22 protein-coding genes are annotated in these 25,519 nt (G+C 60.8%); 21 read left to right on the top strand and 1 reads right to left on the bottom strand.

Going from position 1 to position 25,519, the window contains the following annotated elements; genetic code table 11:
- Positions 1 to 86: 86 nt before the first annotated feature.
- From rseP to ispD, 16 genes are all read left to right on the top strand, one after another.
- The gene (gene rseP, locus AC07VF_RS08980) at positions 87 to 1,439 is read left to right on the top strand and encodes an RIP metalloprotease RseP (protein ID WP_495007853.1); all 1,353 of its coding nucleotides are present in this window, start codon (positions 87 to 89) and stop codon (positions 1,437 to 1,439) included.
- A 75-nt stretch (positions 1,440 to 1,514) separates the two neighbouring features.
- Positions 1,515 to 3,893 carry an outer membrane protein assembly factor BamA gene (gene bamA, locus AC07VF_RS08975; RefSeq protein ID WP_495007852.1) on the top strand — a complete coding sequence of 793 codons (2,379 nt, stop codon included), beginning with the start codon at positions 1,515 to 1,517 and terminating at the stop codon, positions 3,891 to 3,893.
- Between the two features lie 46 nt (positions 3,894 to 3,939).
- The gene (locus tag AC07VF_RS08970; protein WP_037014235.1) at positions 3,940 to 4,443 is read left to right on the top strand and encodes an OmpH/Skp family outer membrane protein; all 504 of its coding nucleotides are present in this window, start codon (positions 3,940 to 3,942) and stop codon (positions 4,441 to 4,443) included.
- Between the two features lie 4 nt (positions 4,444 to 4,447).
- Positions 4,448 to 5,503 carry a UDP-3-O-(3-hydroxymyristoyl)glucosamine N-acyltransferase gene (gene lpxD, locus AC07VF_RS08965; RefSeq protein WP_346630081.1) on the top strand — a complete coding sequence of 352 codons (1,056 nt, stop codon included), beginning with the start codon at positions 4,448 to 4,450 and terminating at the stop codon, positions 5,501 to 5,503.
- 112 nt (positions 5,504 to 5,615) lie between these two features.
- On the top strand, positions 5,616 to 6,056 hold the full coding sequence (fabZ, locus tag AC07VF_RS08960) for a 3-hydroxyacyl-ACP dehydratase FabZ (protein WP_037014232.1): 441 nt from the start codon (positions 5,616 to 5,618) through the stop codon (positions 6,054 to 6,056).
- The gene (gene lpxA / locus AC07VF_RS08955) at positions 6,053 to 6,829 is read left to right on the top strand and encodes an acyl-ACP--UDP-N-acetylglucosamine O-acyltransferase (RefSeq protein ID WP_192170831.1); all 777 of its coding nucleotides are present in this window, start codon (positions 6,053 to 6,055) and stop codon (positions 6,827 to 6,829) included. The genes fabZ and lpxA overlap by 4 nt, the downstream gene beginning before the upstream one ends.
- A 2-nt stretch (positions 6,830 to 6,831) precedes the next feature.
- Entirely contained in the window at positions 6,832 to 7,968 is a 1,137-nt protein-coding gene (gene lpxB, locus AC07VF_RS08950) for a lipid-A-disaccharide synthase (RefSeq protein WP_495007851.1), read from the top strand.
- Positions 7,969 to 7,979: 11 nt separating this feature from the next.
- Complete coding sequence (gene rnhB, locus AC07VF_RS08945; protein ID WP_122622967.1) at positions 7,980 to 8,621, top strand: ribonuclease HII; 642 nt, start codon at positions 7,980 to 7,982, stop codon at positions 8,619 to 8,621.
- Between the two features lie 71 nt (positions 8,622 to 8,692).
- Positions 8,693 to 12,214, top strand: a complete 3,522-nt coding sequence (gene dnaE, locus AC07VF_RS08940; protein ID WP_495007850.1) for a DNA polymerase III subunit alpha — start codon at positions 8,693 to 8,695, stop codon at positions 12,212 to 12,214.
- A 127-nt stretch (positions 12,215 to 12,341) separates the two neighbouring features.
- Entirely contained in the window at positions 12,342 to 13,289 is a 948-nt protein-coding gene (locus tag AC07VF_RS08935; RefSeq protein ID WP_172610979.1) for an acetyl-CoA carboxylase carboxyltransferase subunit alpha, read from the top strand.
- A gap of 80 nt (positions 13,290 to 13,369) precedes the next feature.
- Positions 13,370 to 14,707 (top strand): tRNA lysidine(34) synthetase TilS, encoded by a 1,338-nt coding sequence (tilS, locus tag AC07VF_RS08930; RefSeq protein ID WP_495007849.1) that lies wholly within the window; start codon positions 13,370 to 13,372, stop codon positions 14,705 to 14,707.
- A gap of 272 nt (positions 14,708 to 14,979) precedes the next feature.
- On the top strand, positions 14,980 to 16,611 hold the full coding sequence (gene pyrG, locus AC07VF_RS08925) for a CTP synthase (RefSeq protein ID WP_192132158.1): 1,632 nt from the start codon (positions 14,980 to 14,982) through the stop codon (positions 16,609 to 16,611).
- 14 nt (positions 16,612 to 16,625) lie between these two features.
- On the top strand, positions 16,626 to 17,471 hold the full coding sequence (gene kdsA, locus AC07VF_RS08920; RefSeq protein ID WP_122622970.1) for a 3-deoxy-8-phosphooctulonate synthase: 846 nt from the start codon (positions 16,626 to 16,628) through the stop codon (positions 17,469 to 17,471).
- Between the two features lie 170 nt (positions 17,472 to 17,641).
- Positions 17,642 to 18,928, top strand: a complete 1,287-nt coding sequence (eno, locus tag AC07VF_RS08915) for a phosphopyruvate hydratase (RefSeq protein ID WP_122537377.1) — start codon at positions 17,642 to 17,644, stop codon at positions 18,926 to 18,928.
- A 159-nt stretch (positions 18,929 to 19,087) separates the two neighbouring features.
- A complete protein-coding gene (gene ftsB / locus AC07VF_RS08910) occupies positions 19,088 to 19,366 on the top strand; it encodes a cell division protein FtsB (protein ID WP_037014212.1) in 279 nt (92 codons plus the stop codon).
- A gap of 10 nt (positions 19,367 to 19,376) precedes the next feature.
- The gene (ispD, locus tag AC07VF_RS08905) at positions 19,377 to 20,096 is read left to right on the top strand and encodes a 2-C-methyl-D-erythritol 4-phosphate cytidylyltransferase (protein ID WP_495007848.1); all 720 of its coding nucleotides are present in this window, start codon (positions 19,377 to 19,379) and stop codon (positions 20,094 to 20,096) included.
- Here ispD and AC07VF_RS08900 read toward each other — a convergent pair.
- Positions 20,093 to 20,989, bottom strand: a complete 897-nt coding sequence (locus AC07VF_RS08900) for a LysR substrate-binding domain-containing protein (protein ID WP_495007847.1) — start codon at positions 20,987 to 20,989, stop codon at positions 20,093 to 20,095. The genes ispD and AC07VF_RS08900 overlap by 4 nt on opposite strands.
- Before the next feature lie 103 nt (positions 20,990 to 21,092).
- On the opposite strand from AC07VF_RS08900, the gene AC07VF_RS08895 reads away from it, so the two are divergent.
- From AC07VF_RS08895 to surE, 5 genes are all read left to right on the top strand, one after another.
- Positions 21,093 to 22,205 (top strand): S-(hydroxymethyl)glutathione dehydrogenase/class III alcohol dehydrogenase, encoded by a 1,113-nt coding sequence (locus tag AC07VF_RS08895; protein WP_108120933.1) that lies wholly within the window; start codon positions 21,093 to 21,095, stop codon positions 22,203 to 22,205.
- 94 nt (positions 22,206 to 22,299) lie between these two features.
- The gene (fghA, locus tag AC07VF_RS08890; protein ID WP_122537381.1) at positions 22,300 to 23,145 is read left to right on the top strand and encodes an S-formylglutathione hydrolase; all 846 of its coding nucleotides are present in this window, start codon (positions 22,300 to 22,302) and stop codon (positions 23,143 to 23,145) included.
- A 106-nt stretch (positions 23,146 to 23,251) separates the two neighbouring features.
- Complete coding sequence (gene ispF / locus AC07VF_RS08885) at positions 23,252 to 23,725, top strand: 2-C-methyl-D-erythritol 2,4-cyclodiphosphate synthase (protein WP_495007846.1); 474 nt, start codon at positions 23,252 to 23,254, stop codon at positions 23,723 to 23,725.
- Complete coding sequence (gene truD, locus AC07VF_RS08880) at positions 23,722 to 24,780, top strand: tRNA pseudouridine(13) synthase TruD (RefSeq protein ID WP_495007845.1); 1,059 nt, start codon at positions 23,722 to 23,724, stop codon at positions 24,778 to 24,780. The genes ispF and truD overlap by 4 nt, the downstream gene beginning before the upstream one ends.
- A complete protein-coding gene (gene surE / locus AC07VF_RS08875) occupies positions 24,768 to 25,517 on the top strand; it encodes a 5'/3'-nucleotidase SurE (RefSeq protein ID WP_282369377.1) in 750 nt (249 codons plus the stop codon). The genes truD and surE overlap by 13 nt, the downstream gene beginning before the upstream one ends.
- The last annotated feature ends 2 nt before the right edge of the window (positions 25,518 to 25,519 follow it).

Raw genomic sequence — 25,519 nt, 5'->3', positions numbered from 1 at the left:
CGGTCGGTTCAGGCAGTCGTGTTTTTGATGATTTGCATGCAATGTGGGCTTCAACGCACCGCTAGATCGGTACCCGGAGAGCAGCGATGAGCGCGCTATATATGATTGTCGGCACCCTGGTTGCGCTGGGCGTGCTGGTGACGTTTCACGAGTTCGGTCACTTCTGGGTGGCGCGTCGCTGTGGCGTCAAGGTCCTGCGTTTCTCGGTGGGCTTCGGCATGCCGCTGCTGCGCTGGCGTGATCGCAAGGGCACCGAGTATGTCGTGGCGGCGATTCCCCTCGGCGGCTACGTGAAAATGCTCGACGAACGGGAGGGTGACGTTCCCCCCGAGCTGGCTGACCAGTCCTTTAACCGCAAGTCTGTTTATCAGCGCATCGCCATCGTGATTGCCGGACCGGTCGCCAACTTTTTGCTGGCGATTGTATTTTTCTGGGTACTCGCCATGCTGGGCAGCCAGCAGGTTCGGCCCGTCGTGGGCGGTGTCGAGCCAGGCAGTATTGCGGAGAAGGCCGGGCTCAGTTCCGGTCAGGAAATCGTCTCGGTTGATGGCGAGGCCGTTACCGGATGGGCGGGTGTGAACCTGCAACTGGTGCGTCGCCTGGGTGAGAGCGGCAGCATCGCATTGAAGGTTCGCGAGCAGGGTTCTGACGTGGAAACCCCACGTTCGCTGGTGCTCAACGACTGGCTCAAGGGCGCAACTGAGCCGGACCCGATTCGTTCGCTGGGTATTAGACCGTGGCGTCCGGCGCTACCGCCGGTGCTGGCAGAGCTCGATCCGAAAGGCCCCGCACAAACCGCCGGGCTGAAAACCGGCGACCGACTGCTGGCACTTAATAACGAGCCTGTCGACGAATGGCAAAAGGTCGTGGACTGGGTTCGTGTCCATCCCGATACGCGGATTTCGGTGCGCGTCGAGCGTGATGGCGCACAGCTTGAGGTGCCCGTCGATTTGGTGACACGTGGCGAGGGCACCACGGCGACCGGGTATCTCGGTGCCGGCGTGAAAGGCGTGGATTGGCCGCCGGAGATGTTGCGCGAGGTCAGCTATAGCCCTGTAGCCGCCGTCGCAGAAGGCGCGCGGCGTACCTGGACCATGAGCGTGCTGACCCTCGATTCGCTGAAGAAAATGTTGTTCGGCGAGCTCTCGGTAAAAAACTTGAGCGGACCGATAACCATTGCTAAAGTGGCGGGCGCTTCGGCCCAGTCAGGCGTAGGTGACTTCCTGAATTTCCTCGCTTATCTGAGCATAAGCCTGGGCGTTCTCAATTTGCTGCCCATACCAGTGCTGGATGGGGGGCACTTGCTGTTTTATCTGATCGAGTGGGCGCGTGGTCGACCACTGTCGGAGAAGGTGCAGGGCTGGGGGGTTCAGATCGGTATCAGTCTGGTGGTTGGAGTGATGTTGCTCGCACTGGTCAACGATCTGGGACGACTGTAAAAGCTACGCCGAATTGTGAATCTGCCGCATTTTGCGGCAGTTTGTTTATTGCCAGTTGGAATAAGAAAGGACTTCATGAAACGTCTGCTGCTAACTGCGGTTCTTGCCGTACTGATGATCGCCGAAGTTCACGCCGAGTCCTTCACTATCTCCGATATCCGGGTCAACGGTCTGCAGCGGGTTTCCGCCGGCAGCGTGTTTGGCGCGCTGCCGTTGAACGTGGGTGAACAGGCCGATGATGGGCGTCTTGTCGACGCAACTCGCGCGCTGTTCAAAACCGGATTTTTCCAGGACATCCAGCTGGGCCGCGACGGTAACGTCCTGGTCATCACAGTTGTGGAGCGTCCGTCGGTCTCGAGTATCGAGATTGAAGGCAACAAAGCGATCACCACTGAGGACCTGATGAAGGGTCTGAAGCAGTCGGGTCTGGCCGAAGGCGAAATCTTCCAGCGCGCTACGCTGGAAGGCGTCCGCAACGAGCTCCAACGTCAGTACGTTGCCCAAGGCCGCTATTCTGCAGAAGTCGCCACCGAAGTCGTGCCGCAGCCGCGTAACCGTGTGGGTCTGAAGATCAACATCAACGAGGGCGCAGTTGCCGCCATCCAGCACATCAACGTGGTGGGCAACTCGGTCTTCCCTGAAGACGATCTGGTCGATCTGTTCGAACTGAAAACCACCAACTGGCTTTCCTTCTTCAAGAACGACGACAAGTACGCCCGTGAGAAACTCTCCGGCGACCTGGAACGTCTGCGTTCGTACTACCTCGACCGCGGCTATATCAACATGGATATCGCCTCGACCCAGGTATCCATCACGCCCGACAAGAAAAGCGTGTACATCACCGTCAACATTCATGAAGGCGAGAAGTACAGCGTCAAGTCGGTCAAGCTGAGCGGTGACCTCAAGGTCCCTGAAGATCAGGTCAAATCGCTGCTGCTGGTCAAGCCGGGCCAGGTGTTCTCCCGCAAGGTGATGACCACCACCTCCGAGCTAATCACCCGCCGTCTGGGTAACGAGGGTTACACCTTCGCCAACGTCAACGGTGTGCCGACGCCGAACGATGAAGACCACACCGTCGATATCACTTTCGTCGTCGATCCGGGCAAGCGTGCTTACGTCAACCGCATCAACTTCCGTGGCAACACCAAGACAGCGGACGAAGTGCTGCGTCGCGAAATGCGCCAGATGGAAGGCGGCTGGGCTTCCACTTACCTGATCGACCAGTCCAAGACCCGTCTTGACCGTCTGGGCTTCTTCAAGGAAGTGAACGTTGAAACGCCTGCGGTGCCTGGCACCGACGATCAGGTTGACGTGAACTACGCCGTTGAAGAGCAGGCGTCCGGTTCGATCACCGCCAGTGTCGGCTTTGCGCAGAGCGCCGGTCTGATCCTGGGTGGTTCCATCAGCCAGAACAACTTCCTGGGTACGGGTAACAAGGTCACCATTGGTTTGACCAAAAGTGAATACCAGACCCGCTACAACTTCAGCTACGTCGATCCGTATTTCACGCCGGACGGTGTGAGCCTTGGTTACAGCGCGTTCTACCGCAAGACCGACTACGACGACCTCGACGTCGACGTGGCGAGCTACTCGGTTGACAGCCTGGGTGCCGGTATCAACATGGGCTACCCGATCAGCGAGACTTCTCGCCTGAACTTCGGCCTGTCGGTACAGAAGGATGAACTGAGCACCGGTAAGTACACCGTTGACGAGATCTTCGACTTCATCGAGAAAGAGGGCGACAGCTTCACCAACTTCAAGGCATCGGTGGGCTGGTCCGAGTCGACGCTGAACAAAGGTACCCTGCCGACCCGTGGTAGCTCTCAGAGCCTGACCCTGGAAACCACCATTCCGGGCAGCGACCTGTCTTTCTACAAACTTGATTATCGCGGCCAGTTGTTCCACCCGATCACCAATAACTACACCCTGCGTCTGCACTCGGAGCTGGGCTATGGCGACGGTTATGGTTCGACGTCCGGTCTGCCGTTCTATGAGAACTACTACGCCGGTGGCTTCAACTCGGTACGTGGCTTCAAGGACAGCACGCTTGGCCCGCGCAGTACGCCAAGTCAAGCCAACGCTCAAAAAGGAACTTTGGCAGACCCGGATCAGGATCCCCTGCCGTTCGGTGGTAACGTCCTGATCACCGGCGGTGCAGAGATCCTGTTCCCGCTGCCGTTCATCAAGGACCAGCGTTCCTTGCGCACATCGCTGTTCTGGGACGTAGGTAATACATTCAGCACCAATTGCGGCTCGCAGAAGACCACGCTCGACAAACAAAAAGTCGAATGCAACGGCCCCGATCTTTCCGGCCTTGCCAGCTCCGTCGGTGTGGGCGTGACATGGGTCACTGCGTTGGGTCCGTTGAGTTTTGCCCTGGCGATGCCGGTCAAGAAACCGGACGACAGCACCGAAACCCAGGTCTTCCAATTCTCTCTCGGTCAGACCTTCTAAGGGCCTGATCACTGCTAACGACAACGGATTCTGTAGGAGTTACATCGTGCGTAAGTTGACCCAATTGGCATTGCTGGCAACGGTTCTGATCGCAGGCCCGGCATTTGCTGACATGAAAATCGCAGTACTGAACTACCAGATGGCCCTGCTCGAATCCGACGCAGCCAAACGGTACGCGGTGGATGCAGAGAAGAAATTCGGTCCTCAGCTGACCAAGCTGAAAGCGCTGGAAAGCAGCGCCAAAGGCATTCAGGATCGTCTGGTTGCCGGTGGCGACAAGATGGCCCAGCCTGAGCGCGAGCGTCTGGAGCTGGACTTCAAGCAGAAGGCCCGTGACTTCCAGTTCCAGTCCAAAGAGCTGAACGAAGCCAAGGCTGTTGCTGACCGCGACATGCTCAAGCAACTCAAGCCGAAGCTTGACCAGGCGGTAGAAGAAGTCATCAAGAAAGGCGGCTTTGACCTGGTGTTCGAGCGCGGTGCCGTGATTGACGTCAAGCCGCAATACGACGTCACTCGCCAGGTTATCGAGCGCATGAACCAGCTGAAGTAAGTTAATGACCGCGACCATCACACTCGGCCAATTGGCCGAGTTCCTCGGCGCCACCCTGCGTGGCCCGGCGGACAAGCAAATCACGGGACTGGCAACCTTGCAGGAAGCCGGTCCTGATCAGGTCAGCTTTCTGGCCAATCCTCAGTACCGAAAATTCCTCGCGACCACCCAGGCCGCTGCCGTGCTGCTCAAGCCGGCGGATGCTGAAGGGTATGCCGCTGACGCATTGCTGGTGCCTGATCCGTATCTGGCCTACGCCCGTATTTCCCATCTGTTCGATCCCAAGCCCAAGGCTGCCGTCGGTGTACACCCGACCGCCGTGGTAGCGCCGGATGCGTTCGTCGACCCGGCGGCCAGCGTTGGCGCTTATGCGGTCATCGAAAGCGGCGCGCGGATTGCGGCCGGTGTGACCATTGGCGCCCATTGCTTCATCGGCGCTCGCAGCGTGATTGGCGAGGGCGGCTGGCTCGCCCCGCGCGTCACGCTGTATCACGACGTCCGTATCGGGCAGCGTGTGGTCATCCAGTCCGGTGCGGTGCTGGGCGGTGAAGGTTTTGGTTTCGCCAATGAGAAAGGCGTCTGGCAAAAGATCGCGCAGATTGGTGGTGTGACCATCGGTGACGATGTCGAGATTGGCGTGAACACCGCCATCGACCGCGGCGCCATGGATGACACTCGCATCGGCAATGGCGTAAAGCTGGATAACCAGATTCAGATCGCTCACAACGTCCAGATCGGCGACCACACGGCCATGGCCGCGTGCGTCGGCATCTCGGGCAGCGCGAAGATCGGCAAGCATTGCATGCTCGCAGGCGGTGTCGGGCTGGTGGGCCATATCGAGATCTGCGACGGGGTTTTCGTCACCGGCATGACCATGGTCACCCGGTCGATCACCGAGCCTGGATCGTATTCTTCGGGGACGGCGATGCAGCCGGCGGCGGAGTGGCGCAAGAGCGCGGCACGAATGCGTCATCTCGATGACATGGCGCGACGTCTGCAGCATCTGGAAAAGATTGTCGAGGCAGTGACCTCAGGCGGTAAAGCTTCATCTGATGGCTGATACTTTTTTCTTATCAAGCGTGCACAGCCGATAAACTGCCTCCTTGATTTGCTAGAGGAGTGACGCGCGTTAGTCGCGCCCTCCCACTCTTTACTACAGGCTTCCCTTCGAAATGATGGACATCAACGAAATCCGTGAATATCTGCCGCACCGTTACCCGTTCCTGCTTGTGGACCGTGTGGTGGAGCTGGATGTCGAGACCAAGAGCATTCGTGCTTACAAGAATGTCAGCATCAACGAGCCTTTCTTCAACGGTCACTTTCCTCAGCACCCCATCATGCCGGGCGTGCTGATCATTGAGGCCATGGCTCAAGCGGCCGGCATCCTGGGCTTCAAGATGCTCGATGTGAAGCCTGCCGACGGCACCCTGTATTACTTCGTCGGTTCCGACAAACTGCGCTTTCGCCAGCCCGTGCTGCCGGGTGATCAGTTGATCCTCGAAGCGAAATTCCTGAGCTGCAAGCGTCAGATCTGGAAGTTCGAATGCCAGGCATCGGTAGATGGCAAGCCGGTCTGCTCGGCTGAAATCATCTGTGCGGAACGCAAACTATGAGTTTGATTGACTCTCGCGCAATCATCGATCCGACGGCCGTGCTGGCCGACAATGTGGAGGTCGGCCCGTGGTCGATCGTCGGACCTGGTGTGGAAATCGGCGAGGGTACAGTGATCGGACCGCATGTGATCCTGCGCGGCCCGACCAAAATCGGCAAACACAACCACATCTACCAGTTTTCCTCGGTAGGTGAGGACACGCCTGATCTGAAATACAAAGGTGAAGCGACACGTCTGGTGATCGGTGACCACAACGTCATCCGTGAAGGCGTGACCATCCACCGTGGCACCATTCAAGACCGCGCCGAAACCACCCTCGGTGATCACAACCTGATCATGGCCTACGCGCACATTGGTCATGACAGCGTCATCGGCAATCACTGCATTCTGGTCAACAACACCGCACTGGCCGGCCATGTGCACGTCGATGACTGGGCCATTCTGTCGGGCTTCACTCTGGTTCATCAGTACTGCCACATCGGCGCGCACAGCTTTTCCGGCATGGGCACGGCCATCGGCAAGGACGTTCCGGCGTTCGTCACCGTGTTCGGCAACCCGGCCGAAGCCCGCAGCATGAACTTCGAAGGCATGCGCCGTCGCGGCTTCTCCGAGGAAGCGATCCATGCGCTGCGCCGCGCCTACAAGACCGTTTACCGTCAGGGCCTGACCGTGGAGCAGGCGATCGTCGAGCTGAGCGAACCCGCTGCGCAGTTCCCTGAAGTCGAGCTGTTCCTCAAGTCCATCCAGTCCTCGACTCGCGGCATCACCCGCTGACCATGGCCCGCTTGCGTATTGCGCTGGTGGCCGGAGAGGCCTCCGGCGACATTCTCGGCTCCGGTTTGATGCGTGCAATCAAGGCGCGGCATCCGGACGCCGAATTTGTTGGTGTCGGCGGACCGCTCATGGAAGCCCAGGGCATGACGTCGTATTTTCCGATGGAGCGCCTGTCGGTCATGGGCCTCGTGGAAGTACTGGGCCGCCTGAAGGAGCTGCTCGCCCGTCGCAAGTTGCTGATTCAGACCCTCATCGACGAAAAGCCCGACGTGTTCATCGGCATTGATGCGCCGGATTTCACCCTCAATATCGAGCTCAAACTACGTCAGGCCGGGATCAAGACCGTTCATTACGTCAGCCCGTCCGTATGGGCGTGGCGGCAGAAGCGTGTTCTGAAGATCCGCGAAGGCTGCGACCTGATGCTGACGTTGCTGCCGTTCGAAGCCCGTTTCTATGAAGAGCAAGGTGTGCCAGTGCGTTTCGTCGGGCATCCGTTGGCCGACACCATTCCACTGCAGGCGGATCAACTGGCGGCGCGCGCCGAACTTGGCCTGGGCGAAGGCCCGGTGGTCGCGTTGATGCCGGGCAGTCGCGGTGGTGAAGTCGGGCGTCTCGGTGCGCTGTTTTTCGACGCGGCCGAAAGCCTTCTCGCCGCGCGTCCCGACATCCGTTTCGTGCTGCCCTGTGCCGGCCCTCAACGCCGTGAGCAGATCGAGCAACTGCTGCAAGAGCGCGATCTTCCACTGACGTTGCTCGACGGCCGGTCCCACGTAGCGTTGGCAGCCTGCAATGCCGTGCTGATCGCTTCCGGGACCGCGACCCTCGAAGCGCTGCTGTACAAACGACCGATGGTGGTTGCCTATCGTCTGGCACCACTGACCTACTGGATACTCAAGCGGATGGTGAAAAGCCCGTACGTGTCGCTGCCGAATTTGCTGGCCCAGCGCTTGCTGGTTCCGGAGCTTCTGCAGGACGCGGCGACCGCCGAGGCCCTGGCGCAGACGCTGTTGCCGTTGCTGGAAAACGGCGACGCACAGACGGCCGGCTTCGACGCGATTCACCGAACCTTGCGTCGCGATGCTTCCAATCAGGCCGCCGAAGCGGTGCTGAACCTGATTGGCGCAACGCCTTCACAATGAGCAGGCAATCAATGCAAATGGGTCTGGACTTCAATCTTGTCGAGGATCTGGTCGCCGGTGTCGACGAAGTCGGTCGCGGCCCACTGTGTGGCGCCGTGGTCACTGCGGCGGTCATTCTTGACCCCAAGCGCCCGATTCTGGGCCTGAACGATTCGAAGAAACTCACCGAAGCCAAGCGCGAAAGACTGTTCGACGAAATCTGCGAGAAGGCGCTGTGCTGGCACATCGCGCGGGCTGAAGTCGAAGAGATCGACGAGCTGAATATTCTTCACGCCACCATGCTGGCGATGAAGCGCGCGGTAGAAGGCTTGATCATCACGCCGAAACTGGCGCTGATCGACGGCAACCGCTGCCCGCAGCTGTCGGTGCCCAGCGCGCCGGTCATTCAGGGTGACGCCCATGTGCCGGCCATTGCCGCCGCGTCGATTCTGGCCAAGGTCAGTCGCGACCGGGAAATGGCGCGCATGGAGCTGCTCTATCCGGGCTACGGCATTGGCGGCCACAAGGGTTATCCCACGGCCGTGCACCTTGAGGCCCTGGCGCGTTTGGGCCCGACGCCCATTCACCGGCGCTCCTTCGGCCCGGTCCGTCAGGCCTGGGCGGCGCGGGACATGATGGTCTCCACCGGCTTCATGTCGCTGCCACTCAGTTGATCGCGGGCTGATGTTTTTCTGAATGGCCGGTACAATCCGGCCTTCGTTTTTTCTGCACCATAGGATCAACCATGCCGGCTTCTTTCGTTCATCTACGCCTGCACACCGAATACTCCCTCGTTGATGGTCTGGTCCGTGTAAAACCCTTGGTCAAGGCGCTCACGGCCATGAACATGCCGGCCGTGGCGGTGACCGACCAACACAACATGTGTTCGTTGGTGAAGTTCTATAAAGCCGCCATGGGTGCGGGGATCAAGCCGATCTGCGGCGCCGACATCTGGCTGGCCGGGCGCGACCGCGATGCGCCCCTCAGTCGCCTCAGCCTGCTGGTGATGAATCCGAAAGGCTACCTGAACCTCACCGAACTGATTTCCCGTGGTTTCATGCACGGCCAGCGCAATGGGCTGGTCGTCATCGAGCGGGAGTGGGTGGCCGAAGCCAGCGAAGGGCTGATTGCCCTGTCTGCGGCGAAGGAAGGCGAGATCGGCATGGCCCTGCTCGGTGGCAATCCGGCCGAAGCCGACGAGCTGCTGAAAGAGTGGCTGACGGTTTTCCCGGACCGCTTCTACATCGAAGTCCAGCGCACCAACCGCATCAACGACGAAGAACACCTGCACGCCGCCGTTGCCCTGGCCGAGCGCCATGGTGTGCCGCTGGTGGCCAGCAACGACGTGCGTTTCATCAAGCAGGAAGATTTCGAAGCCCACGAAACCCGCGTGTGCATCGGCGAAGGCCGGGCGCTGGACGATCCGCGCCGCTCGCACAACTACAGCGATCAGCAGTACCTGAAGAGCGCGGAGGAGATGGCTGAGCTGTTCAGCGATCTGCCGGACGCCCTCGCCAACACCGTCGAGATCGCCAAGCGCTGCAACATCGACGTCAAGCTGGGCACGCACTTTTTGCCCAACTTCCCGATCCCCGATGGCATGACCATCGACGAGTATTTCCGCAAGGTGTCGTTCGAGGGCCTGGAAGAGCGCCTCGCGGTGCTTTGGCCGAAAGAGACCACGCCGGACTACGAGGCCAAGCGCCAGGTCTACGTCGACCGCCTGAATTTCGAGCTGGATATCATCATCCAGATGGGCTTCCCCGGTTACTTCCTGATCGTGATGGACTTCATCCAGTGGGCCAAGAGCAACGGCGTGCCGGTCGGTCCGGGCCGGGGGTCGGGTGCCGGTTCGCTGGTGGCTTATGTGCAGAAGATCACCGACCTCGACCCGCTGCAATACGACCTGCTGTTCGAACGTTTCCTCAACCCCGAGCGGGTCTCCATGCCCGACTTCGACGTCGACTTCTGCATGGATGGTCGCGACCGGGTCATCGAGTACGTGGCCGAGAAATACGGCCGCAACGCGGTCAGCCAGATCATTACCTTCGGTTCCATGGCCGCGAAGGCCGTGGTCCGTGACGTGGCGCGGGTACAGGGCAAGTCCTACGGATTGGCCGATCGTCTGTCGAAGATGATCCCCTTCGAAGTCGGCATGACCCTGGAAAAGGCCTACGAGCAGGAAGAGATTCTGCGCGACTTCCTCAAGGTGGACGAAGAGGCGGCAGAAATCTGGGAGATGGCGCGCAAGCTCGAAGGCGTTGTGCGTAACGTCGGCAAGCACGCCGGTGGTGTGGTTATCGCGCCGACCAAACTGACTGACTTCTCGGCGATCTACTGCGATGAAGAGGGCGGCGGCCTGGTCACCCAGTTCGACAAGGATGACGTCGAGGCAGCCGGTCTGGTGAAGTTCGACTTCCTCGGACTGCGTACCCTGACCATCATCGACTGGGCGCTGAAGACGATTAACCGCGACCGCGCCAAGGTCGACGAAGAGCCTCTCGACATCGCGTTCATCCCGCTGGATGACATGCCGACCTACGAGCTGCTGCAGCGCGCTGAAACCACGGCCGTGTTCCAGCTTGAATCCCGCGGCATGAAAGAGCTGATCAAGAAGCTCAAGCCCGACTGCCTGGAAGACTTGATCGCACTGGTGGCGCTGTTCCGTCCCGGTCCGTTGCAGTCGGGCATGGTTGACGACTTCATCAACCGCAAGCACGGCCGTGCCGAGCTGTCGTACCCCCACGTCGATTACCAGTACGAAGGCCTCAAGCCGGTGCTTGCGCCAACGTACGGCATCATCCTGTATCAGGAACAGGTGATGCAGATTGCCCAGGTCATGGCCGGCTACACCCTCGGCGGTGCCGACATGCTGCGTCGTGCGATGGGCAAGAAGAAGCCCGAAGAGATGGCCAAGCAGCGCGGCGGTTTCATCGAGGGCTGCAAGACCAACAATATCGACCCGGACCTGGCCGGTAACATTTTCGACCTGGTGGAAAAATTCGCCGGTTACGGCTTCAACAAGTCGCACTCGGCGGCCTACGGGCTGGTGTCGTACCAGACCGCCTGGCTCAAGCGTCACTACCCGGCGCCGTTCATGGCAGCGGTGCTTTCAGCGGATATGCACAACACCGACAAGGTCGTGACCTTGATCGAAGAAGTGCGGATCATGAAGCTGCGCCTTGATGCGCCGGACGTGAACAACTCCGAGTTCAAGTTCACCGTGAACGACGACGGCCGTATCGTCTATGGCCTCGGCGCGATCAAGGGCGTCGGCGAAGGCCCGGTGGAAGCCATCACCGAAGCGCGTCAGGAAGGCCCGTTCGCCGACCTGTTCGATTTCTGCGCTCGCATCGACCTCAAGCGCGTCAACAAGCGCACCCTCGACGGCCTGATTCGCAGCGGTGCGCTGGACCGGCTGGGCCCGTTCTTCTATGACGAGCCAAAACAGTATCAAGCCAATATCGACCGTAACCGCGGCGTCCTGTTGGCCGCGCTTGAAGAAGCCATTCAGGCGGCTGAGCAGACCGCGCGCAGTCACGACAGCGGCCACGCGGATCTCTTCGGCGGCCTGTTCGTCGAAGCCGACGCCGACGTGTACGCGAACCATCGCAGCGCCAAAGAGGTCACGCTCAAGGAGCGGCTGCGTGGGGAGAAAGAAACCCTGGGCCTGTACCTGACCGGGCACCCGATCGACGAATACGAAGGCGAGATCCGCCGGTTCGCGCGTCAGCGTATTGTTGATCTGAAGCCCTCGCGGGAAACCCAGACCATCGCCGGCCTGATCATCGCGCTGCGGGTGATGAAGAACAAAAAGGGCGACAAGATGGGCTTCATCACCCTGGACGACCGTTCGGGGCGTATCGAAGCGTCGCTGTTTGCCGACTCGTTCCAGGCTGCCCAGTCGCTGCTGCAGACCGACGCGATGGTGGTGGTGGAAGGGGAGGTCAGCACCGACGATTTCTCCGGCGGCCTGCGGTTGCGGGCCAAACGGGTGATGAGCCTGGAAGAAGCGCGCACCGGGCTGGCAGAGAGTCTGCGCCTGAACGTGCGTGCCGAAGCGCTCAAGGGCGACCGGCTGCGCTGGCTGGGCGAGCTGTGCAAGAAGCACCGCGGCGCGTGCCCGATCACCCTCGACTACACCGGGCAGGAAGCCAAGGCACTGCTGCAGTTCGGCGAAGCGTGGCGGATCGATCCCGCGGACAGCCTGATTCAGGCGCTGCGTGACCAGTTCGGACGAGAGAACGTCTTCCTGCAGTATCGCTGACACCGATCAGCTCAACATTTGTGACTCGACACTTTAAACTCGACCGAAAGGCGCCCGCTCCATTAAGGTAGGGCGCTTATCGGATCAACCGGCCGGCCTCTTGGCCGTCGACCCAAGACGGATGCCTATGAACCCGAATTTTCTGGATTTCGAACAGCCGATTGCTGACCTGCAAGCCAAGATTGAAGAGCTGCGTCTGGTAGGCAATGACAACTCGCTGAACATCGGCGACGAAATCTCTCGACTGCAAGAGAAGAGCAATACGCTCACCGAAAGCATTTTCGGCAACCTGACCAGTTGGCAGATCGCGCGCATGGCGCGTCATCCGCGTCGTCCGTACACGCTGGACTACATTCAACACATCTTCACCGAGTTCGACGAGCTGCATGGCGATCGCCACTTCTCCGACGACGCCGCTATCGTCGGCGGCATTGCCCGTCTGAACGAGCAGCCGGTGATGGTGATCGGTCATCAGAAAGGCCGCGAAGTGCGCGAGAAGGTTCGCCGCAACTTCGGCATGCCGCGTCCTGAAGGCTACCGCAAGGCCTGCCGCCTGATGGAAATGGCCGAGCGCTTCAAAATGCCGATCCTGACCTTCATCGACACGCCGGGCGCTTATCCTGGCATCGACGCCGAAGAGCGTAACCAGAGCGAAGCCATTGCCTGGAACCTGCGGGTCATGGCGCGCCTGAAGACCCCGATCATTGCCACCGTGATTGGCGAAGGCGGTTCGGGCGGCGCGCTGGCCATCGGCGTGTGCGATCAACTGAACATGCTGCAGTACTCGACCTACGCGGTGATCTCGCCGGAAGGCTGCGCGTCCATTCTCTGGAAAACCGCCGAGAAGGCGCCGGATGCCGCCGAAGCGATGGGCATCACTGCCGAGCGTTTGAAGGGCTTGGGCATCGTTGACAAGGTGATCAGCGAGCCGTTGGGTGGCGCGCACCGTGATCCGGCCGCTGCCGCTGCATTGATCCGCGAAGAATTGAGCAGCCAACTGAGCATGCTTCAGAAGTTCGATAATGACGCGCTGCTGGCCCGTCGTTACGACCGCCTGATGAGCTATGGCCTTTAACCGGACCGTTCTGCAACAGGAGCGTCACCGAACCCGGTGATGCTCACCGGTCCGGCGAGCTTTAAGCAGGGTTAACCAGCATGAGCAAACCGGACAGCATCACACTCGCACTCTCCAGACGTCTGCTGTCGCGCCTCGAACCCTGGCGCGCTGCAGTCGCCTGGCGCGTCGCATTCTCAGGTGGGCTCGATTCCACTGTCCTGCTTCACCTGCTGGCGGAACTTGCCAGGGTTCACGCGCTTCCTCCGCTGACCGCTGTTCACGTCAACCATGGCCTTCAGGCGGTGGCTGCTTCGTGGCCGGTGCATTGCCGGCAGATGTGTCAGATTCTGGGGGTGCCGATGGAGGTCATCGACGTCCAGGTGCGCCCCTGCGCGAGCCTCGAACAAGCCGCGCGTGACGCTCGTTACGCCGCGTTCAACTCAACCCTCGGGCCCGGCGAGGTGCTGCTTACCGCCCAGCACCGTGACGATCAGGCCGAGACGCTGCTGTTCCGTCTGCTGCGTGGCGCCGGGGTGCGCGGGCTGGCCGCGATGCCGGCGCAGCGTCCTTTGGGCGCAGGACAGTTATTTCGGCCGCTGCTGGATGAATCTCGCGCTACCCTCGAGGCTTATGCCCGGGAACAGGGGTTGAGCTGGATCGAGGACCCGAGCAACAAAGACAGCCGCTTTTCGCGCAACTACCTGCGCAGTCATGTACTGCCGCTGGTGACAACGCGCTGGCCGCAAGCGATCGCGAGCATGGCCCGCAGCGCCGCGCATCTGGCCGAAGCCCAGCAGTTGCTGGACGAGCTGGCGGTGCAGGATCTGGCTCTCGCCGATACGCCGTGCCCCTGGCCGTGGCTGGACATGCCCTCCCTTGAACTGGCGCCGCTCGAAGCGCTGTCACCCGCCCGGCAACGCAACGCACTGCGCCACTGGCTGGCGCCGCTCACTCGATTGCCGGACGCCGATCACTGGGTGGGCTGGGACTCGTTGCGCGACGCCGGGCCGGACGGTCGCCCCATCTGGCGACTGGCCGATGGTCAGATGCACCGAGCCGAAGGGCGTATCTGGTGGCTGTCGGGGATCTGGCTGAAAAACGTCGCCGGCTCGCAGCACTGGTCCATGGCGTCGCAACCTCTCGCGCTGCCGGGCAACGGCATGCTGCAGATCCTCGGCGCTGCGCCTGCGGGTGGCTTGCATGTGCACTACCGCCAGGGCGGCGAAACTTTCGATGTGCCGGACAGAGGCCGACGCGACCTGAAAAGGCTGCTCAACGAGAAGGGCGTGCCGGTTTTTCTGCGCGGCCGATTGCCGCTGTTGTACCGCGGCGAGCAGTTATTGGCCGTGGCAAACCTTCCGGGACTGGACGCCAGCCCCCGTGGCGACTGGCGATTGCACTGGTTGCCACCGACGAATGACCAAAGTTTGAGCTGAAAGGGCCTTTCCGGTAGACTACGCTCCCTTCTTGATACAGCTTATGTCGATCCTTCCGGAACGACGCAAGTTGCCGATTACCAGCCAGTTTTTACTGGACGATTCTCAAAAATGTGGCAAACCACGGACAGACCTTTTCAAGGCCGGTCGCTGATTTGGGCGCGACAGATTCGAAGATCCACAGTGAAACACGCAGGTTGTCGGGGGCTTCGGCCTTCCTTCGCTTTCCCCGGCGGCTCTGACCGCTTTAACGCAGACTTCTAGGGTTTTTCATGACGCGCTACATCTTCGTCACGGGCGGTGTTGTTTCTTCATTGGGGAAAGGCATCGCCTCGGCTTCATTGGCGGCCATCCTGGAGGCGAGGGGACTTAAGGTCACCATGCTCAAGCTGGACCCCTACATCAACGTCGATCCCGGCACCATGAGCCCGTTCCAGCACGGTGAGGTGTTCGTCACCCACGACGGCGCCGAGACTGACCTGGACCTGGGTCACTACGAGCGTTTCATTCGCACCACCATGACCCAGAACAACAACTTCACCACCGGCCGTGTGTACGAGCACGTCCTGCGCAAAGAGCGCCGTGGTGATTATCTGGGCGCGACCATTCAGGTGATCCCGCACATCACCGACGAAATCAAGCGTCGCATCATCAAGGGCGCCGGCGATGCCGACGTCGCCATGGTCGAAATCGGCGGCACCGTGGGCGACATCGAGTCGCAGCCGTTCCTCGAGGCGATCCGTCAGCTGCGTTTCGAAGTGGGCGCCAAGCGCGCCATGCTTATGCACCTGACACTGGTTCCGTACATCGCCACCGCGGGCGAAACCAAGACCAAACCGACCCAGCATTCGGTCAAGGAACTGCGTTCGATCGGCCTGCAGCCAGACGTACTGGTCTGCCGTTCCGACCACCCGATCGACATTTCTTCGCGCCGCAAAATCGCGCAGTTCACCAACGTTGAAGAGCGCGCGGTCATCGCCCTCGAAGACGCCGACACCATCTACAAGATCCCGGGCATCCTGCATTCCCAGGGCCTTGACGATTTCGTCGTCGAGCGCTTCGGCCTGCAGTGCGGCAGTGCCGACCTGTCCGAGTGGGAAAAGGTCGTCGACGCCAAACTCAATCCGGAACACGAAGTCACCATCGCGATGGTCGGCAAGTACATGGAGCTGCTGGACGCTTACAAGTCGCTGATCGAAGCGATGAGTCACGCCGGCATCAGCAACCGTACCAAGGTCAATCTGCGCTACATCGATTCCGAAGACATCGAGAATCAGGGCACCGGCCTGCTCGAAGGCGTCGACGCGATTCTCGTCCCGGGCGGCTTCGGTCTGCGCGGCGTCGAGGGCAAGATCACGGCCGTGCAGTTTGCTCGCGAAAACAAGGTGCCTTACCTGGGCATCTGCTTGGGCATGCAGGTGGCAGTCATCGAGTTCGCACGTAACGTGCTGGGCTGGAAAGACGCCAACTCCACCGAGTTTGATCGCGCCAGCCAGCACCCGGTCGTCGGTCTGATCACCGAATGGGAAGACGCCACCGGTGCTGTCGAAACCCGTACCGAAACCTCGGACCTGGGCGGCACCATGCGTCTGGGCGCGCAGGAATGCCTGCTGGAACCGGGTTCTCTGGTGCACGATTGCTACGCCAACGACGTCATCGTCGAGCGCCATCGCCACCGTTATGAAGTGAACAACAATCTGCTGCCGCAACTGGTCGAGGCCGGTCTGAAAATCTCCGGTCGTTCCGGTGACGGCGCGCTGGTTGAAGTGGTCGAGTCCCCTGACCACCCATGGTTCGTGGCCTGCCAGTTCCACCCCGAGTTCACCTCTACGCCGCGCGATGGCCACCCGTTGTTCAGTGGCTTCGTCAAGGCAGCGCTTGCTCAACACCAGAAGAACGGCTGATAGGGATTTATCACATGGCACAGAAAATCATCCGCGTCGGCTCGATCGACATCGCCAACGACAAGCCTATGGTTTTGTTCGGCGGCATGAACGTCCTCGAGTCGCGTGACATGGCGATGCAGGTCTGTGAAGAGTACGTACGAGTGACCGAGAAGCTCGGCATTCCGTACGTGTTCAAGGCCAGCTTCGACAAGGCCAACCGTTCCTCGGTGACCTCCTATCGCGGCCCGGGCCTTGAAGAAGGCATGCGGATTTTCCAGGACATCAAGCAAGCGTTCGGCGTGCCGATCATCACCGACGTGCACGAGCCTGAGCAGGCCGCTGCCGTGGCGGAAGTCTGCGACATCATTCAGTTGCCGGCTTTCCTGTCCCGTCAGACCGATCTGGTCGTGGCCATGGCCAAGACCGGCGCCGTGATCAACATCAAGAAAGCCCAGTTCCTCGCGCCCCACGAGATGAAACACATCTTGGCCAAGTGCGTGGAAGCGGGTAACGATCAGTTGATCCTCTGCGAGCGCGGTTCGAGCTTCGGCTACAACAACCTGGTTGTCGACATGCTCGGTTTCGGCATCATGAAATCGTTCGAATACCCGGTGTTCTTCGACGTGACCCACGCTCTGCAGATGCCAGGTGGTCGCTCCGATTCCGCCGGTGGCCGTCGTGCCCAGGTGACCGATCTGGCCAAGGCCGGCATGAGCCAGGGTCTGGCCGGTCTGTTTCTGGAAGCCCACCCGGATCCGGACAACGCCAAGTGCGACGGTCCCTGCGCCCTGCGCCTGGACAAGCTGGAGCCGTTCCTGGCCCAGCTCAAGGCGCTCGACGAACTCGTTAAAAGCTTCCCGACGATCGAAACGGCGTAAAACCCGCTTCTCCGGCGCCGAGCCCTCCGGTAGAGTGCCGTTCGTTGTTTTCCCGACTAAAGGGTCGGGAAAATTGTCGTTTCAGGGCCTGCCCGTTGTCCTAGAGCCCTGAGACGCCGAATCGTTTTCCCAGCTGCGTCGTTTTCGTCAATCTTGGAGTGTTAACAACAATGGCAAAAATCGTCGACATCAAAGGTCGTGAAGTTCTCGACTCCCGTGGCAATCCCACCGTGGAAGCAGACGTGCTCCTCGACAACGGCATCATCGGCAGCGCTTGCGCGCCGTCCGGTGCTTCCACCGGCTCGCGTGAAGCGCTCGAGCTGCGTGATGGCGACAAGAGCCGTTACATGGGCAAGGGCGTTCTGAAAGCCGTGGCCAACATCAATGGCCCGATCCGCGACCTGCTGCTGGGCAAAGACCCGGTTGACCAGAAAGCCCTGGATCACGCGATGATTCAGCTGGACGGCACCGAGAACAAAGCCAGCCTGGGCGCCAACGCGATCCTCGCCGTGTCCCTGGCCGCTGCCAAGGCCGCCGCTCAGGACCAGGATCTGCCGCTGTACGCACACATCGCCAATCTGAACGGCACGCCGGGTGTTTACTCGATGCCGGTCCCGATGATGAACATCATCAACGGTGGCGAGCACGCTGATAACAACATCGACATCCAGGAATTCATGATTCAGCCGGTGGGCGCCAAGACCTTCTCCGAAGGCCTGCGCTGGGGAACCGAGATTTTCCACCACCTCAAAGCGGTGTTGAAAGCACGTGGCCTGAACACTGCCGTGGGTGACGAAGGTGGCTTCGCGCCGAACCTGAACTCCAACGGCGACGCGCTGGACGCCATCGCCGAAGCCGTTGCCAACGCGGGCTACAAACTGGGCACCGACGTGACCCTGGCGCTGGACTGCGCCGCGAGCGAGTTCTACAAGAACGGCAAATACGTGCTGAGCGAAGAAGGCGAGTACGACTCTGCCGGTTTCGCCGACTACCTGGCTGACCTGGTCAGCAAGCACCCGATCATCTCCATCGAAGACGGTCTGGACGAGTCGGACTGGGATGGCTGGAAAGTCCTCACCGACAAGATCGGCGACAAGATCCAGCTGGTGGGCGACGACCTGTTCGTGACCAACACCAAGATCCTGAAAGAAGGCATCGACAAGAAGATCGGTAACTCGATCCTGATCAAGTTCAACCAGATCGGTACGCTGACCGAAACGCTGGAAGCCATCCAGATGGCCAAGGCCGCGGGTTACACCGCCGTGATCTCGCACCGTTCCGGCGAAACCGAAGACTCCACCATTGCCGACCTGGCCGTGGGCACTGCGGCTGGCCAGATCAAGACCGGTTCGTTGAGCCGTTCCGACCGTATCGCCAAGTACAACCAGCTGCTGCGTATCGAAGAGCAACTGGGCGCCAAAGCGGTGTACCGTGGTCGCGGCGAGTTTCGCGGCTGATCGCAAAGATGGTAAAAAGGCAGCAGGCGTTGTAGGAAAAGTCACTGAAGCGTGACCTTTCTTGTCGTCCTGATCCATAAGCCCGGTGACCACCGGGCTTATGGGCATTTGAAATGGTCGGTTTTGCTGTCTTTATTCGCCGGGTAACAGATATTCACAATGCGCAGTCCTAACTGGTTGTTCCTCGTTCTGCTTTTGATGCTCGCTGGCTTGCAGTATCGCCTATGGGTAGGTAATGGCAGTCTCGCGCAGGTGGCCAGTCTGACTCAGCAAATCGCCGATCAACATGCCGAAAACGATGCTCTGCTGGAGCGCAACCGAGTCCTCGACGCGGAAGTGCTGGAGCTGAAAAAAGGCCTCGAAACCGTTGAAGAGCGTGCCCGTCATGAATTGGGCATGGTCAAGGACGGCGAAACCCTTTATCAGTTGGCACAGTGACGTTGGTGTAATGACTCAATCCCTTCCTGCCTTCTGGGCAGTGATTCCCGCAGCGGGCGTTGGCGCGCGCATGGCGGCAGACCGTCCCAAGCAATACCTGCAACTGGGCGGCCTCACGATTCTTGAACACAGCCTGCTTTGCTTTCTCGATCACCCCCGGCTCAAGGGCCTGGTGGTCAGTCTGGCTGTGGATGACCCTTATTGGCCGACGTTGCCTTGCGCGCTGGATTCCCGCATCCAGCAGGTCGCAGGCGGCAAGGAGCGTGCGGACTCGGTGCTCAATGCGCTGCTGCACCTGCACGCCAACGGCGCCGATGACAACGATTGGGTGCTGGTGCACGACGCGGCGCGCCCGAATCTGGCGCGTTCGGACCTCGATAATCTGCTGGGCGAGCTGGCGCATGATCCGGTCGGCGGCCTGTTGGCGGTGCCGGCAAAAGACACCCTCAAGCGCGCCGATGCCAATGGCCGCGTCACCGAAACCGTGGACCGCAGCCTGATCTGGCAGGCCTATACGCCGCAGATGTTTCGTCTGGGTGCGCTGCACCGGGCGCTGGCGGATAGCCTGGTGTCGAATGTGGCGATCACCGATGAAGCCTCGGCGATCGAATGGGCCGGGCAATCGCCGCGTCTGATTGAAGGGCGCGCCGACAACATCAAGGTCACCCGCCCGGAAGACCTCGAGTGGCTGCGCCAGCGACGGGTCGAATTCAACGGCCGATCGGCCTAAACGCTGTATTCCTCCCGCGACGCCAAGCCCGCTTTCAGATAATCCACCAGCTTTCTCACCTTGGGCGACAGATGTCGCTGCTGCGGGTACAGCGCCCAGACGGCGGTGTTCGGCGGCTGGTGGGCATCCAGTAACGACACCAGCGCACCGCGCTTGAGATGCTCCAGCACGTAGTAATCCGGCAGCTGACACAGCCCGACCCCGCGCAATGCCGCATCCAGCACCGCCTGCCCACTGTTGCAGCGCCAGTTGCCCTGCACCCGCTGGGAAAATTCCCGCCCGTTTTGTTGCAACTGCCAGCTGTCCGAACTGCCGATCAGGCAATTGTGTCGCGCCAGTTCCGACACGCTGTGGGGCCGGCCATACCGTTCGAGATAAGCGGGGGAGGCGCACAGGTACATCTTGCGCGGCGCCAGTCGTGCGGCCACCAGTCGTGATTCCTGCAAGCGGCCCAGCCGGATCGCCAGGTCCAGGCCTTCATGCACCAGGTCCAGCGTGTTGTTGGTCAGCTCGATGTCTACGCGCAATTGCGGGTATTCCTCCATGAAACGTGTCACCAGCGGGGCGATGAACCTTTCGCCGTACGCCACGGCGCAGGTCATCCGCAGCAGCCCCTTCGGCTCGCTGGTCAGGTCGGTGACCGCACGCAGCGCTTCCTCGCGTCCGTCCTGCAAGCGCTGGCAGTGATGCAGAAACGTCTGACCGGCTTCGGTCAGAGCGACTTTTCGGGTGCTGCGATAGAGCAAGCGTGTCTGCAAGCGCTCTTCCAGTCGCGCGATCTGGCGGCTGATGTGCGACGACGACACCCCAAGCCGCTCAGCCGCGGCGGTGAACTGCCCGCACTCGGCAACGGCGACAAACTCGTCCAGACCTTCCCAGCGATTGACGTGCATCGATTGTCCCTGCACAGCATTAATGTTTTGCTTTCAGGCGGATTATTCATCAACCAGCACTGCATTACACTCCGGGCTCGTATTTATTTAGCTGGAGATCATGATGATCAAGTCACGTGCTGCCGTTGCCTTCGCGCCCAATGAACCACTGCAGATCGTCGAAGTGGACGTTGAGGCCCCGAAAGCCGGCGAAGTGTTGATTCGTACCGTCGCATCCGGCGTGTGCCACACCGATGCCTACACCTTGTCCGGTGCGGATTCCGAAGGCGTCTTCCCGTGCATCCTCGGTCACGAAGGCGGGGGCGTCGTCGAGGCTATCGGTGAGGGCGTGACCTCCCTGGCCGTGGGCGACCACGTCATTCCGCTGTACACCGCCGAATGCCGCGAGTGCAAATTCTGCAAGTCCGGCAAGACCAACCTCTGCCAGAAAGTCCGCGCCACCCAAGGCAAAGGCCTGATGCCCGACGGCACCACCCGCTTCAGCTACAACGGCCAGCCGATCTACCACTACATGGGCTGCTCGACGTTCTCCGAATACACCGTAGTGCCGGAAATCTCTCTGGCAAAAATCCCCAAAGAGGCGCCGCTGGAGAAGGTCTGCCTGCTGGGTTGCGGTGTCACCACCGGCATCGGTGCGGTCCTGAACACGGCCAAGGTCGAAGAGGGCGCCACTGTGGCGGTCTTCGGTCTCGGCGGTATCGGCCTGGCGGCGATCATTGGCGCAAAAATGGCCAAGGCCTCCCGCATCATCGCGGTCGACATCAACCCGTCCAAATTCGACGTGGCCCGTGAACTGGGGGCGACCGAGTTCGTCAATCCCAAAGATCACGATAAGCCGATTCAGGAAGTGATCGTCGAAATGACCGACGGCGGCGTGGATTACAGCTTCGAGTGCGTAGGTAACGTGAACTTGATGCGTGCGGCGCTGGAATCGTGCCACAAGGGCTGGGGCGAATCAGTGATCATCGGCGTCGCTGGCGCAGGTCAGGAAATCTCCACCCGTCCGTTCCAGCTGGTCACCGGTCGCGTCTGGCGCGGTTCGGCCTTCGGCGGCGTCAAAGGCCGCACCGAACTGCCGAGCTACGTCGAAAAAGCGCAGACCGGCGAAATCCCGCTGGACACCTTCATCACCCACACCATGGGCCTGGACCGGATCAATGAAGCCTTCGACCTGATGCACGAAGGCAAAAGCATCCGTACCGTCATTCATTTCTGAGGAGCAGCGGCAAGCTCCAGGCTGTAAGCCGCAAGAGCGTCGTGTCATGACCTCTTGCCGCTCGAGGCTTGAAGCTTGTAGCTCGGAGAAGCCCATGAGTCTGGAAAACATTTCGTGCCAGAAAAGCTTCGGCGGCTGGCACAAGCGTTACAAACATCACTCCGATGTGCTCGGCTGCGACATGGTGTTCGCGGTGTATCTGCCGCCGCAGGCAGAGCAGGGCGGCAAGCTGCCGGTGGTCTACTGGCTGTCGGGGCTGACCTGCACCGATGAGAACTTCATGCAGAAGGCCGGTGCGCTGCGCGTGGCGGCGGAACTGGGGCTGATCATCGTGGCGCCAGACACCAGCCCGCGCGGCGCCGACGTGCCAGATGATCCGGACAAGGCCTACGACTTCGGCCTGGGCGCCGGCTTTTATCTGAACGCCACCGAGCAGCCGTGGGCGCGGCACTACCGCATGTACGATTATGTGATCAGCGAGCTGCCCGCGTTGATCGAGGCGCACTTTCCGGCCTCGGACAAGCGCAGCATCAGCGGGCACTCCATGGGTGGCCATGGCGCGCTGGTCGGTGCATTGCGCAATCCCGGCCGCTACCAATCGGTGTCGGCGTTCTCGCCCATCTGCAACCCGATGGATTGTCCTTGGGGACAGAAAGCCTTCTCTCGCTATCTGGGCGAAGACCGTTCGCGCTGGCGTGAATGGGACGCCAGCGTGCTCATTGCCGAGGCCACCGAGCGCTTGCCTCTGCTGGTGGACCAGGGCGATCGCGACGATTTCCTCGGCAATCAGCTCAAGCCGGAATCGTTGGTTCAGGCGGCGAAGGCGGCCGGTCATCCTCTGGAATTGCGCATGCAGCCGGGGTACGACCACAGCTATTACTTCATCGCGAGCTTCATCGAAGACCACTTGCGCCATCACGCCCGAGCCCTGGCCGGCTGAAGTCCTCGCCCTCAATTGCAGCGTCACGGGCAATTGCGCGCGGGCCGACCCTAATGTCGGTCAAAGTAGGTAGAATCACGCCCTGACTTTTTCAGGGCGTTTTTTTATGCGTATTGGCCACGGCTACGATGTGCACCGTTTCGCTGAAGGCGATGTCATTACCTTGGGCGGCGTGCGGATTGCGCACACGTCGGGTTTGCTCGCGCATTCCGATGGCGATGTAGTGCTGCATGCGCTGAGCGATGCCCTGCTGGGTGCTGCCGCGCTGGGCGACATCGGCAAGCATTTCCCGGACACCGATCCGCAGTTCAAGGGCGCCGACAGCCGGGTTCTGCTGCGTCATGTGCTCAAGCAAGTGCAGGCAAAGGGCTGGAAGGTCGGCAACGTCGACGCGACCATCGTTGCCCAGGCGCCGAAGATGGCCCCGCACATCGAAAGCATGCGCGCCTTGATTGCCGAAGACCTGCAAGTCGACATCGACCAGATCAACGTCAAGGCGACCACCACTGAAAAGCTGGGCTTCACCGGCCGCGAAGAAGGCATCGCCGTGCACGCCGTCGCGTTGTTGATCAGCGCATGACCGAACTCGAACTTCTGGGTCCGAGAGCTTACGGCGACGCACTGGGTACTGCTGTGCTGAAGGCCACTGCCGAAGATTTTCAGGTCGATGAAGTCCTCGACATTCCGCTGTCCGGCGATGGCGAGCACCTGTGGTTGTGGGTTGAAAAACGCGGCCTGAATACCGAGGAAGCGGCCCGGCGTCTGGCCAAGGCGGCCGGTGTGCCATTGCGAACCGTCGCCTACGCCGGTTTGAAGGATCGCCAGGCGTTGACCCGTCAGTGGTTCAGCATTCAGCTGCCGGGCAAGGCCGATCCGGACATGTCAGTGGCTGAAAACGATTCGCTGAAGATCCTCGATAGCAAACGCCACAAGCGCAAGCTGCAACGGGGCGCCCACGCGGCCAATGGTTTTACGCTGCGTCTGACGCAATTGCAGGCCGACAAGGCCGGGCTCGATGCACGTCTTGAGTCGATCAGGCAACACGGCATTCCCAACTATTTCGGCGCTCAGCGTTTCGGCCATGAAGGCGGAAACCTCGGTGAAGCCCGGCACTATGCCGAGCGTCAGGCCCTGCCCGAGCAGCGCAATGTGCGCTCTCGACTGTTATCCACTGCGCGCAGTTACCTGTTCAACCAGGTCTTGGCCGTTCGAGTCGCCGATGGCAGCTGGCAACGGGCGCAAGTGGGCGATCTGCTGGCGTTCACCGACAGCCGCAGTTTCTTCCCTGCTGGCGAAGCCGAGTGCAGCGACCCGCGACTGGCGATCCTCGATCTGCACCCGACCGGGCCGCAGTGGGGCGAGGGCGATTCCCCGGCTGCAGGCGCCACCGCCGCGCTTGAAAACAGCATCGCCGCGCGGGAGGCGTCGCTCTGTAACTGGTTGATAAAAGCGGGAATGGAGCACGAACGGCGCATCCTGCGACTGCCCATCGGGCGGTTGACGTGGCATTATCCCGAGCCTGACATTCTGCAACTGGAATTCGTCCTGCCGGCCGGATGCTTCGCCACCGCATTGGTGCGTGAACTCGTCGATCTCGCGCCGGCAGGGCAGACGGACAGCTCATGCGTATTCTGATTTCAAATGATGACGGGGTTATGGCCCCCGGGCTGGCTGCGCTGCATGGCGCGCTGGCCGGGTACGCCGAGTGCGTGGTGATTGCGCCCGATCAAGACAAGAGCGGCGCGAGCAGTTCGCTGACGCTGGACCGGCCCTTGCACCCGCACACCCTGGACAACGGCTTCATCAGCCTCAACGGCACGCCCACCGATTGCGTCCACCTCGGACTCAACGGCTTGCTGCCCGATGAGCCGGACATGGTTGTTTCGGGGATTAACCTCGGCGCCAACCTGGGTGACGATGTGCTGTATTCGGGCACCGTTGCTGCGGCGCTGGAAGGTCGTTTTCTGCAACGCCCGTCATTTGCCTTTTCATTTTTGTCACGTCAGGTCGATAACCTGGCAACTGCTGCGCATTACGCGCGGCTTCTGGTCGAAGCCCATGAACGCCTCGACCTTCCACCCCGCACCGTATTGAATGTGAATATCCCTAACCTGCCGCTGGCACATGTGCGCGGAATTCAGCTGACCCGTCTTGGCCATCGCACCCGTGCGGCGGCGCCTGTGCGCGTGGTCGATCCGCGCGGAAAGGCCGGTTACTGGATTGCTGCCGCAGGAGATGCCGAAGACGGCGGGCCGGGCACCGATTTCCACGCCGTGATGCAGGGTTATGTGTCGATCACCCCGTTGCAGCTGGATCGTACTTATCAGGACGGATTCAACAGCCTGAACGCATGGCTGGAGGGAATGGCCTGATG

This window comes from Pseudomonas sp. GW821-FHT02H06 (assembly GCF_059421525.1).
This window is presented reverse-complemented; position numbering and strand designations above follow the sequence as displayed.

Coding starts and splice junctions, on each gene's coding strand:
- rseP (WP_495007853.1), top strand. CDS start 87: ATGAGCGCGCTATATATGATTGTCGGCACCCTGGTTGCGCTGGGCGTG.
- bamA (WP_495007852.1), top strand. CDS start 1,515: ATGAAACGTCTGCTGCTAACTGCGGTTCTTGCCGTACTGATGATCGCC.
- lpxD (WP_346630081.1), top strand. CDS start 4,448: ATGACCGCGACCATCACACTCGGCCAATTGGCCGAGTTCCTCGGCGCC.
- fabZ (WP_037014232.1), top strand. CDS start 5,616: ATGATGGACATCAACGAAATCCGTGAATATCTGCCGCACCGTTACCCG.
- lpxA (WP_192170831.1), top strand. CDS start 6,053: ATGAGTTTGATTGACTCTCGCGCAATCATCGATCCGACGGCCGTGCTG.
- lpxB (WP_495007851.1), top strand. CDS start 6,832: ATGGCCCGCTTGCGTATTGCGCTGGTGGCCGGAGAGGCCTCCGGCGAC.
- rnhB (WP_122622967.1), top strand. CDS start 7,980: ATGCAAATGGGTCTGGACTTCAATCTTGTCGAGGATCTGGTCGCCGGT.
- dnaE (WP_495007850.1), top strand. CDS start 8,693: ATGCCGGCTTCTTTCGTTCATCTACGCCTGCACACCGAATACTCCCTC.
- AC07VF_RS08935 (WP_172610979.1), top strand. CDS start 12,342: ATGAACCCGAATTTTCTGGATTTCGAACAGCCGATTGCTGACCTGCAA.
- tilS (WP_495007849.1), top strand. CDS start 13,370: ATGAGCAAACCGGACAGCATCACACTCGCACTCTCCAGACGTCTGCTG.
- pyrG (WP_192132158.1), top strand. CDS start 14,980: ATGACGCGCTACATCTTCGTCACGGGCGGTGTTGTTTCTTCATTGGGG.
- kdsA (WP_122622970.1), top strand. CDS start 16,626: ATGGCACAGAAAATCATCCGCGTCGGCTCGATCGACATCGCCAACGAC.
- eno (WP_122537377.1), top strand. CDS start 17,642: ATGGCAAAAATCGTCGACATCAAAGGTCGTGAAGTTCTCGACTCCCGT.
- ftsB (WP_037014212.1), top strand. CDS start 19,088: ATGCGCAGTCCTAACTGGTTGTTCCTCGTTCTGCTTTTGATGCTCGCT.
- ispD (WP_495007848.1), top strand. CDS start 19,377: ATGACTCAATCCCTTCCTGCCTTCTGGGCAGTGATTCCCGCAGCGGGC.
- AC07VF_RS08900 (WP_495007847.1), bottom strand. CDS start 20,989: ATGCACGTCAATCGCTGGGAAGGTCTGGACGAGTTTGTCGCCGTTGCC.
- AC07VF_RS08895 (WP_108120933.1), top strand. CDS start 21,093: ATGATCAAGTCACGTGCTGCCGTTGCCTTCGCGCCCAATGAACCACTG.
- fghA (WP_122537381.1), top strand. CDS start 22,300: ATGAGTCTGGAAAACATTTCGTGCCAGAAAAGCTTCGGCGGCTGGCAC.
- ispF (WP_495007846.1), top strand. CDS start 23,252: ATGCGTATTGGCCACGGCTACGATGTGCACCGTTTCGCTGAAGGCGAT.
- truD (WP_495007845.1), top strand. CDS start 23,722: ATGACCGAACTCGAACTTCTGGGTCCGAGAGCTTACGGCGACGCACTG.
- surE (WP_282369377.1), top strand. CDS start 24,768: ATGCGTATTCTGATTTCAAATGATGACGGGGTTATGGCCCCCGGGCTG.